This window comes from Micromonospora echinofusca (genome assembly GCF_017614955.1).
GTDB classification, from domain to species: Bacteria; Actinomycetota; Actinomycetes; order Mycobacteriales; family Micromonosporaceae; genus Micromonospora; species Micromonospora echinofusca_A.
This window is the reverse complement of the sequence record NZ_WVUH01000284.1, coordinates 1-9,574: the sequence shown is the minus strand read 5'-3', so window position 1 is coordinate 9,574 and position 9,574 is coordinate 1. Positions and strand designations below refer to the sequence as shown.

Annotated in this window: 7 protein-coding genes and 1 pseudogene; 5 read left to right on the top strand and 3 right to left on the bottom strand. The window is 73.1% G+C overall.

Going from position 1 to position 9,574, the window contains the following annotated elements; translation table 11 throughout:
• The first annotated feature begins 376 nt into the window (after window positions 1–376).
• The 5 genes from lanKC (at window position 377) to GSF22_RS25420 (ending at window position 7,060) form a co-directional block, all read left to right on the top strand.
• Entirely contained in the window at window positions 377–3,070 is a 2,694-nt protein-coding gene (gene lanKC, locus GSF22_RS25440; RefSeq protein ID WP_208816260.1) for a class III lanthionine synthetase LanKC, read from the top strand.
• Window positions 3,071–3,076: 6 nt separating this feature from the next.
• Entirely contained in the window at window positions 3,077–3,196 is a 120-nt protein-coding gene (locus GSF22_RS25435) for a SapB/AmfS family lanthipeptide (protein ID WP_208816259.1), read from the top strand.
• Between the two features lie 62 nt (window positions 3,197–3,258).
• Window positions 3,259–3,378, top strand: a complete 120-nt coding sequence (locus GSF22_RS25430) for a SapB/AmfS family lanthipeptide (protein ID WP_208816258.1) — start codon at window positions 3,259–3,261, stop codon at window positions 3,376–3,378.
• A gap of 80 nt (window positions 3,379–3,458) precedes the next feature.
• A complete protein-coding gene (locus GSF22_RS25425) occupies window positions 3,459–5,228 on the top strand; it encodes an ABC transporter ATP-binding protein (RefSeq protein ID WP_244454099.1) in 1,770 nt (589 codons plus the stop codon).
• Window positions 5,225–7,060, top strand: a complete 1,836-nt coding sequence (locus GSF22_RS25420) for an ATP-binding cassette domain-containing protein (protein WP_208816257.1) — start codon at window positions 5,225–5,227, stop codon at window positions 7,058–7,060. Before GSF22_RS25425 ends, GSF22_RS25420 begins: the two co-directional genes overlap by 4 nt.
• Window positions 7,061–7,110: 50 nt before the next feature.
• Here GSF22_RS25420 and GSF22_RS25415 read toward each other — a convergent pair whose 3' ends face one another.
• The 3 genes and pseudogenes from GSF22_RS25415 to GSF22_RS25405 all read right to left on the bottom strand — a co-directional run.
• Window positions 7,111–7,695, bottom strand: a complete 585-nt coding sequence (locus tag GSF22_RS25415; RefSeq protein WP_208816256.1) for a response regulator transcription factor — start codon at window positions 7,693–7,695, stop codon at window positions 7,111–7,113.
• 339 nt (window positions 7,696–8,034) lie between these two features.
• Window positions 8,035–8,622, bottom strand: coding sequence for a response regulator transcription factor (locus tag GSF22_RS25410; protein WP_244454097.1), 588 nt, complete (start codon window positions 8,620–8,622; stop codon window positions 8,035–8,037).
• A 233-nt stretch (window positions 8,623–8,855) separates the two neighbouring features.
• Window positions 8,856–9,574: pseudogene (locus GSF22_RS25405) on the bottom strand (hypothetical protein); the annotation flags it as partial.

Below are 9,574 nucleotides of genomic sequence, written 5' to 3'. Positions count from 1 at the left end.
GGAACAGCACGATCTGGACCCGCTCGGGCTGAAGGCCCTGCCCGTGCACATTGATGTGATCCTGGCCGACCCCGCCGATCGCGCACGGGTCGGCGGTCTGCGGCACCTGAGAGCCCCACTGCCGGAGTCTCCGCCACCCGGAACCGGACAACCGGTCGAGAACCGGACGGCATTACCCGCGTTCCGCCGCCGTCAAACCAGCTGCCCCGTTTCCGGAACCGTTCACGCCCGGGTACTGACATTTGTCATGAGTGTCCGTGCGGCATTCACAGATCGTCATGACTAACCGCACTAGAGGCCCCGCCCGGCGTGGCACAGGATCGAATACATCGAACGGAGCGGAAAAACAGTTCGGATCAGCGAAGGGAGTCGGACGGTGCACGAGCGCTATGACAGCTACTGTGCCGCGGACCGCCTTTTCTACGACTCCCTGGGCAACGCCACCGACCGGCCGGCCTTCCCCCGGGCCGGTCGGTCGGATCCGGAGGGATGGCGCTCCGAGCGTACCGGCGACTGGCTGATCTACGGCCCGGAGGGCGCATCGCTCCCGCAGCAGGGTTGGAAGATCCACATCTCGGCCTGCCTGGACAACGCCGAGCGGGTACTCGACAAGATCTTCGACTACTGCGTACCGCGTGGCCTGTCCTTCAAGTTCCTCCGCAGCCCGCAGACCCTGCTGCTGCGCAACGCCAAGTACGCCGCCCGGGGCGCCAGCGGAAAGTTCGTCACCATCTACCCCCGGGACGACGCGGAACTGGAACTGACCTGCAAGGAACTGGACGAACTGCTGGCCGGTGAACCGGGCCCGTACATCCTCAGCGACCTGCGCTACGGCTCCGGGCCGGTGTACGTCCGCTACGGCGGCTTCGCCGCGCGGTACTGCCTCTCCGACGACGGGCAGGTGGTACCGGCCATCGCCGACGCCGACGGGGTCCTGGTCCCCGACCGGCGGGACCCGGTCTTCCACGTCCCCTCCTGGGTCACCCTGCCCGACTTCCTCGCCCCGCACCTCACGGCGCGGAACGCCAACAGCACCAACGAACTGCCGTACCGGATCGAAAAGGTCATCCACTTCTCCAACGGCGGTGGCCTCTACGTCGGGCGGGACCTGCGCACCGACACGCAGGTGGTGCTCAAGGAGGCACGGCCGTACGCCGGCCTGGACGCGGACGGCACCGACGCCGTCGCCCGGCTGGCCAAGGAGACCGCGATGCTGCGCGCCCTGGCCGACCTGCCGCAGGTGCCCCGGGTACACGACGAGTTCACCCTCGGCGACCACCGGTTCCTGGCCCTGGAGTTCATCGAGGGCCGGTCGCTGAACAAGCTGGTCGTCGAGCGGTACCCGCTGATCGACGCCGACGCCTCCGACGCCGACCGCGCCGAGTACACCCGCTGGGCGCTCGACATCCACCGACAGGTCGAGTCGGTCGTCGAGGCGATCCACGAACACGGCATCGTCTACGGTGACCTGCACCTGTTCAACGTCATGGTGCGCCCTGACGACCGTATCGCGCTGGTCGACTTCGAGGTCGCCGCACCGGTCGGCGGCAGCCGGCCCGCCCTGCGCAACCAGGGTTTCGCGGCACCGACCGGCTGGACCGGCCCGGCCGTCGACCGGTACGCCCTGGCCTGCCTGCGGTTGGCGTTGTTCCTGCCGCTGACCCAGCTGATCCGGCTGGTCCCGGCGAAGGCCGCCCACCTGGCGGAGATCATCGCCGCGCACTTCCCGGTACCGCGTGACTTCCTCGACCGGGCGGTCGCCGACATCACCGCGACCGACCCGGCGATGCTGACCGGCCCGTCCGACCGCGCACCGGCCACCGCCCCGACCAGCACCGGCGTGACGGCCACCGAGCCGACGCCGACAACCAGCGGGGCAGCGGCCACCGGCGGTCCGGTCGACCTCGACACCGACGACTGGCCGGCCCTGCGGGCACAGCTCAGCCGGGCGATCCTGGCCAGCGCCACCCCGGAGCGGACCGACCGGCTCTTCCCCGGCGACATCGAACAGTTCCGCAGTGGCGGGCTGAACCTCGCCCACGGCGCCGCCGGAGTGCTGTACGCCCTGGCGGTCAGCGGCGCAGGACGGCATCCCGCACACGAGGACTGGCTGATCAGGCGGGCCCTGGCCCGGGAGTCCGGCACCCGCTGCGGCTTCTACGACGGCCTGCACGGCGTGGCGTACGCGCTGGAACACCTCGGGCGGCGGCAGGAGGCGTTCGACGTCCTCGACATCTGCCTGGGCGAATCCTGGGACGGTCTGGACCACAGTCTGCTCAGCGGCCTGTCCGGCATCGCGCTGAACCTCACCGAGCTGGGTCTGCGTACCGGCGAACGATCCCTCACCGACGCCGCCGAGCGGGCGACCGCGCGGGTGGTCGAGCTGATCGCCGACGATCCCGGTCCGGACGTCAGCGGCGGCCGGCACCCGTACGCCGGACTGCTGCGCGGTCGCAGCGGACCCGCGCTGATGTTCCTGCGCCGGTACGAGACGACCGGTGACCCGGCACTGCTGGACCACGCGGCGACCGCCCTGCGGCAGGACCTGCGCCGGTGCGTGCTCCGCCCCAACGGCGCGCTGGAGGTCAACGAGGGCTGGCGGAACATGCCGTACCTCGGAGTCGGCAGTGTCGGCATCGGACTGGTCCTCGACCGCTACCTCGCCCACCGGCCGGACGAGGAGTTCGCCCGGATGGCCCGGGCGGCGAGGTTGGCCGCGCGCTCCCCGTTCTACGCCCAGTCGGGTCTCTTCGCCGGCCGCGCCGGCATCGTCACCTACCTGGCCGCGACGGCACGCGACGCCGACGACCGGCGGGAACTCCACGCCCAACTGCGGCGGTTGGCCTGGCACGCGCTGCCCTACCGGGACGGCGTGGCCTTCCCCGGCGAGCAGTTGCTGCGCCTGTCGATGGACCTGGCCACCGGCACGGCCGGCGTGCTGCTCGCGGTGGCCGCCGCGCGGCACGACGAACCGGTGACGCTGCCGCTCCTCGCGCCCCTGCCCGGCGCCCCCGAACTCCCTCGTGACCAGCACGAGGGCTCTCCCACCGACACCGTGGAAGGGAGGTGACACGACATGGCGCTCCTGGACCTCCAGGCCCTGGAGATGGACGCGGCCGACCGCTCCGGCGGCGGCAGCGAGGCGAGCCTGCTGCTCTGCGGCGACAGCTCGCTCTCCATCACCACCTGCAACTGATCGGGTCGGTATCCCGACCATCGGGTCGTTTGTCCCGACCACTGAGGGGAGGTGACACGACAATGGCGCTTCTGGACCTCCAGGGCCTGGAAATGGCCCCGGCCGACCGCTCCGGCGGCGGCAGCGAGGCGAGCCTGCTGCTCTGCGGCGACAGCTCGCTCTCCATCACGACCTGCAACTGATCAGGTCATTCGTGGGGCCCTGGGCGGGCAGACGTGCCGGCCCAGGGCAATCCCATGTCCGCACACCGTCCGGAGGGCCGATGGAGACGATGGTCCGCAGGAATCCTTCGCAACGGCTCCGGGGGGACCAGCGGCTCCGGGGGGACCGGCTGCTCCGGGAAACGGTGTGGTACGGCGGCGCGTGGAGCGTCGCGCTGGCGGCGGTCGCGCTCATCGGCGCGGCCGCCATGCTGGTGTTCCCCGTCGTCCTCGGCCGGGCGGTCGACGCGGCCCTGACCGGCGGCACCGCCTGGTGGACGATCGCGGCGTGCGCCCTGGTCGGCATCCTTGTCGTCACCGACGCGGCCACCAACCTGGCCTCCGGTCACCAGACGGCGCGGGCCACCGCCACCCTGCGGTACCGGTTGCTACGGCACCTGTTCACGCTCTCCCCCCGGGATGCCGGCCGCTACCCGGTCGGGGACCTGGTCGGGCGGCTGGCCGGGCAGGCCGCCGACGCCGGCCAGATCGGCACGGCTGCCGTCCTGGGGCTGGTAGCGCTGCTACCGCCGGTGGGCAGCATCGTTGCGCTGCTGCTGTTGGAGCCGGTGCTGGGGCTGACGATGATCGCCGGTACCGCACTGCTCGCCCTGCTGATGCGCACCTTCGTCGCCGACGCCTCCCAGGTGACCGCCGAGTACCAGCGGGTACAGGGCGACATCGCGGGCCGGCTGGTCGAGGCGCTGACCGGTGCCCGCACCATCGCCGCCGCCGCCACCGCTCCCCGGGAGGTGACCCGGGTACTCGCCCCGCTGCCGGAACTCGCCGGGCACGGGCGGCGCAGCTGGGACCTGCTGGCCGGGGCCGCCGCCCGCACGGCCGCCGTGGCACCACTGCTGCACCTTTCGGTCGTCGCGGTCGGCGGGTACGCCCTGACCGCCGGTTGGCTCACCCCCGGTCAACTGGTCGCCGCGGTGCAGTACGCCGCTCTCGGCGCCGGGCTCGGCGCGGTACTGGCCACCCTGAACCGGCTGGTCCGCTGCCGGGCCGGCGCGCACCGGATCGCCATGGTCCTCGACGAGCCGGGCGTGCGGCACGGTTCGGCGCCCCTACCGCCCGGCGGTGGCGCGCTCCGGCTGCACGGGGTCACCGTCCAGGCGTCGGACGGCCGACCGGTACTGCACGACGTCGACCTGGCGGTACCGGCCGGCGCCACGGTGGCGGTGGTCGGCGAGTCCGGCTCCGGCAAGTCCACCCTGGCGGCGGTGGCCGGTCGGCTCCAGGACCCGGACGCCGGCGAGGTGCTCCTGGACGGGGTACCGCTGCGCCGGTTGAGCCCGTCGGCACTGCGCCGGGCCGTCGGGTACGCCTTCGAGCGGCCGGTGCTGGTCGGCGAGACCCTGCACGACGTGATCGGGTTGGGCCTGCCGGACGACCAGGCGACGGTACCGGTCGACGGTCGACCGGCGAGCCCACCGGTGCTCCGGGCGGCCCGCGACGCCGCCGTGGACGGGTACGTCGAGCGGCTGCCCGAGGGCTACCGGACACCGCTGGCCGACGCACCGCTCTCCGGTGGCGAGGCACAACGGCTGGGGCTGGCCCGGGCCCTGTCCGCCGAACGGCTGTTGATCCTCGACGACGCCACGTCCAGCCTGGACACCGCCACCGCGCACCGGATCGGGCAGGCCGTGGTGGAACGGTCGGGTGGGCGTACCCGGTTGGTGGTCACCCACCGCGCGGCCACGGCGGCGTCGGCCGATCTGGTGGCCTGGTTGCACGCCGGGCGGCTGCGGGCCCTCGCGCCGCACCGCCGGCTCTGGTCGGACCCGGCCTACCGGGCGATGTTCCTGCCCGTGGAGGGTGGCCGGTGACCGGGGTACGGCGGCTGACCTGGCAGGTTCTCGTCGACCGGCGCGCCGCCCTGACCCGGTTGGCCGGCTGGTCGGTGGCCGAATCGCTCCCGGCCCTGCTGTCGGGCTACCTGACCGCACGGGCGGTGGACGACGGTTTCCTCGCCGGCCGGTTCGGGACCGGACTTGCCTGGTTGGCCGGGCTGGCGGTGGCCATCGCCGTCGGCGCGTGGGGCACCGGGCGGGTGTACCGCAGTCTCGGTGCGGTGGTGGAGCCGTTCCGGGACGACCTGACCACCCGGTTGGTGCGGTCGACGCTGGTCGGGGCCGGGTATCCCGGCTCCCGGTCGGACAGTACGGCGGTGGCCCGACTGACCCACCAGGTGGAGGTGGTCCGGGACACCTTCGGTGGCCTGCTGATGGTGGTCCGGGGTTTCCTCTTCGCCGCCGGTGCGGCGCTGCTCGGCCTGCTCGCCCTGGCTCCGGTGGTCGCCGCCCTGGTGGCCGGTCCGCTGCTGGCCGGGCTGGTGGTGTTCGGCACGGCCCTGCCGGCGATGGTGCGGCACCAACGGGACCTCGTCGTGGCCGGCGAGGAGTTCGCCCGGTCCGCCGGTGCGGCCCTGGCCGCGCACCGGGACGTCGTCGCCGCCCGCGCCGGGGAACGGATCGTCGGGCAGGTGGGCCGCCGGGTGGCGGCGCAGGCCACCGCGGAACGGACGGTGTCCCGGATGGCCGCGCTGCGCAGTCTCAGTCTCGGGGTGGGTGGCTGGTCGCCGGTGGCGGTGCTGCTGCTGGCCGCGCCGTGGCTGGTCCGGCAGGGCGTCACCGCAGGCGCCGTGCTCGGTGCCCTGATCTACGTCTCGACCGGACTGCGGCCCGCGCTGCACGCCCTGGTACACGGCGTGGGGGGCGGTGGGCTGCGGTACGTGGTGACCCTGGACCGGCTGCTCGGCGCGGCACAGGTCACCCCACCACCCGCCCGCACGCCGCAGGTCGCCCCACCCGCTGTCGCGCCGCAGGTCGCCCCACCCGCTGTCGCAGCGCCGGCCGGTCAGCCGGTGGGCGGCGGACCGGGGACCGGGACCGTGGGCCGGCCGGCGGTACGACTCCGCGGCCTGACCTTCCGCTACGGCAACCGGGCCCGGGCGGTCCTCGACCGGTTCGACCTCGACCTGGCCGAGGGGGACCACCTCGCCGTGGTCGGCCCGAGCGGTGCGGGAAAGTCCACCCTGGCCGCCCTGATGGCCGGGCTGCTGCAACCCGAGCAGGGCACCGTACGGCTCACCGGGGTGCCGACGGCCGGCGCGTCGCCGACCGTCCTGGCCAGACTGCGGGTGCTGGTCCCCCAGGAGGCGTACGTCTTCACCGCCTCGCTCGCTGACAACCTGCGCTACCTCCACCCGGAGGCCGACGAGCGTACGCTGCTGGCCGCGCTCGACGTGGTGGGCGGCGGACCCCTCGCGGCCAGGCTGGGCGGCCTGTCGGCCCGGATCACCCCGGGTGGACTGTCCGCCGGGGAACGGCAAGTGATCGCCGCCACCCGGGCGTACCTGTCCCCCGCCCGCCTGGTGCTGCTCGACGAGGCCACCTGTCATCTCGACCCGGCCACCGAGGCGCAGGTGGAACGCGCCTTCGCCGACCGCCCCGGCGCGTTGGTGGTCGTCGCCCACCGGATCAGTTCCGCGCTGCGGGCCCGCCGGGTGCTGGTCTTCGACGGTGACCGACCGGTCACCGGCACCCACGACGAACTGCTGACCCGGTCGGCGACGTACCGGGAACTCGCCGGCTACTGGGACCGGGACATCCCGGTGCCGGAGCGTCACCGGCCGGCACCGGCCACCCCCCTGCCGTAGACCGGACCGCCCCGGCCGCGCGAGGCGGGCCGGGGCGGTGCGGGGCTTCCTCAGATCCAACCGGCGTTCTGCGCGACGCGCACCGCCTCGATACGGGTCCGCGCCCCGGTCTTGCGTTTGATCCGACCGAGATGGTTCCGCACGGTGCCCGGCGACAGGCTGAGTCGACGGGCGATCTCGTTCACCGGTGAACCCGTGGCGGCCAGATCCAGCACATCGGTCTCCCGCCCGGTCAACGGGCCGGTGGAGCCGAGCGCGGCGACGACGAGATCGGCATCCACCAACGGCTCACCCTTCGCCAGCCGTCGGACGCCGTCCACCACCCGCTGCGGTGGTACGTCGTTGCCGAGGACACCGACGGCCCGCCGGGCACAGAGCAGGTCGTAGAGCCCTCTGGGCCGACGGGGGTCGGCGAGCACCAGGAGCGGGCACGGTCCCGCACCGGCCACGGTGTCGCCGGCGATCAGGTCCGCGTCGACCACGGCCACGTCCGGCAGCCGTGTCCAGAGCGCCCGGTCGAGGTCGTCGCCCCGGTCGACCTCGGCGACGACCCGGATGTCGTGCTCGGCGGCGAGCACGAGAGCGAGCGCACCCCGGATCAGAGCCCCGTCAAGAGCGAGAAGTGTGCGGATCACCAGTGTCCCTTCTCTGCTTTCAGTAGCACCAGCATCACGGAACGCTGTCATTCAAACACCTCCACGGCGGTACCGCTCGGTGACGGATCCGGGTCGGAACGGCCGCGATCCCTACGGCCGGCGGCCCCCGTCCCGGCTGCCGGGGCACCTGGAGCCAACCGTTCGCCGGGCACCCTAGGTCGCGTTTCATAAGAACTGGCCGGCCTACGGCGGGCCCAGACAACGGCCGGCGGCGTTGCGGTTTCGTCCGGATACGACACCGGTATCCGGACGAAACCGCGCCTTGCCGGACCGCCGCCTGGACTGCGCCTCGACTCGACCGCCCTTATGAAACGCGACCTAGAGCCAGCCGTCGCGTTGCGCCCGACGGATGGCCTCCAGGCGGTTGCGGGTACCGGTCTTCCGCATGATCACCGAGAGGTGGTTCCGCACGGTCCCATGGGCCAGATAGAGCCGCCGGGCGATCTCCTTCAGCGGCAGGCCCTCGGCGGCAGCCCGGAGCACCTCGGTCTCCCGTCCGGTGAGAGGACTCCTCGGTGGCCCGAGCACCGCGACGGCGGCCAACGGATCGATCACCCGCTCCCCGGCAGCCAGCGAGCGGACCATCCGTACCAGCTCGTCCGGCGGTCCGTCCTTGCTGATGAAGCCACGGACCCCGACCGCAGCCGCCGCCTGCATCGCCGTCGGTCGCCACCGGCCGCTCATCGCGAGGACACCGGTGTCGGGGGCGACGGCGCCGATCCGCTCCACCACCCTCAGCTGGTCGGGTACGTCCAGGTCCAGACCGAGCACGACGACGTCCGGCTGTTCCCGACGGACCACCGTCAGCAGCTCCCCCACTTGCGCCACATCGGCGACGACCTCCATGTCCTCCTCGTTGGACAGCACAGCCCGCAGTGCACCCCGCAGCAGTCCCATTTCTTCCATGACAACGACGCGGATCATTACCCTCGCTCCGATCTCGGGTACGCGTCGCGACGGGCCGGCGACCCGGCACCGGCAGAAGGGTGACGGGTGGGGCAACGGTCCGGTCGCGAGCGCAACGGGTACGACGTCAGCCGTGACACGTCCCGATGCGGGGACGGTCAGGCACTCGGCTGCCCGCCTACCGGTCGGAGGGGTCGTGTGCCCCCGACCACGACAGGCGGTGACGGAGCGAATCAGCCGGGACGGGCGACCACAGCGGGGGTACGACCGGCGGCAGCGGTCGCGTACCGGGCAACGGCGCCGGTGGCAGCCGTTTCATGCAGCCAACGCCAGCCACGGTGGACGGCCGGACCGGACCCGGCACCCCGGTCGGCGGTCAGCGCATGATCGTCGCCGGGGTCACCGGGACGATCGAGTGCTCCCGGCGGCGACGGGCCGGCCGGCCCGACCACCGCCATGCGACCCAGCGCAGGCAGGGAGGCGGGTTGGCGCACCATGAGTATCGGGGACCACGGCGACCAGAGTGAGGCCCGGACCGGCACCGGATCCGGCGGTACCTGGGGTGCCTGCCCCTGGTCGGCACCGCCACCGACCTGGCTGGGGGGTGCTGGCTCGGTCACCGGGACAGGTGCCCGGGTGGGGCCGGAGTCGACCGGGCAGACTGCCACCGGTGGCAGCAGGGTGCCGAGCAGCCGGTCGGTCAACGACACGACCGGGTCGAGCACGCCCTCGAACACGCCGGGCAGCATCGGCGGGAGCCCGGCCACCAGGGCGGAGACGGAGTCGACCGTGGCGGGTACGACCCGCACCGCGTCAACCACCGGGGAGGACAGGTGCGGTGCCCGGGACTCGGCGGTGGTCGACCCGTTCCCGTTTCCCGTTCCAGCGGGGCGGTCGGACGGTGCTGACGGTTCGGGGGTCGACGGCCGGTCGTCGTCGGACGGGGTGGGGC